The organism is Vibrio sp. Vb2131, assembly GCF_033338535.1.
Taxonomy (GTDB): domain Bacteria; phylum Pseudomonadota; class Gammaproteobacteria; order Enterobacterales; family Vibrionaceae; genus Vibrio; species Vibrio alginolyticus.
This window is the reverse complement of record NZ_JAWOSW010000162.1, coordinates 1-523: the sequence shown is the minus strand read 5'-3', so window position 1 is coordinate 523 and position 523 is coordinate 1. Positions and strand designations below refer to the sequence as shown.

General features: G+C 52.0%; 1 protein-coding gene. It reads right to left on the bottom strand.

Going from position 1 to position 523, the window contains the following annotated elements:
* On the bottom strand, positions 1–523 hold a 523-nt coding region (locus R7E38_RS23370; protein WP_318082236.1), incomplete at both ends, for an annexin.

Sequence of the window (523 nt, the reverse complement as noted above, 5' to 3'; positions counted from 1 at the left end):
CTCTTCACCCCAGCATCATAGAGCTCCCGGGCATCCTGGTCAATCAGCTCGTAGTCAATAACAGAACCATCCTCTGCCCGTTTACCCTTTGCAAGGGCGACCAACAGCTTTCGGAATTCTCCAGATGTGTCAGAGATGATGTCCTTCTCCAGATCGGTCTTGTACATTTCCTTATACACTCGGTTAATCTCCTGCAGCTCCTGGTTGGTTCTTGAGCAGATGATCTCGATGAGGGAGTCCTCATCAGTCCCCAGGCCCTTCATGGAGGCTTTGAGCTCAGAGGCATCGTACTGAGCAGGTGTCTTCAACAGGCCTAACATCACGGTCTCCAGGTGACCAGACAAGGCCGACTTCATCGCCGATGGCAGTTCCTTTTTGGTCCTCCTCTGGTAGGCGAAGGCAATGTCCTGCCTCTGTGCATTGCTGCGGTTAGTCAGAATGTTGACAATGGTGACCTCGTCCACGCCTTTGGTCTTGATTGCTGTTTCAATGTTCAAAGCATCCCTCTCAGCGTCGAAGTTGG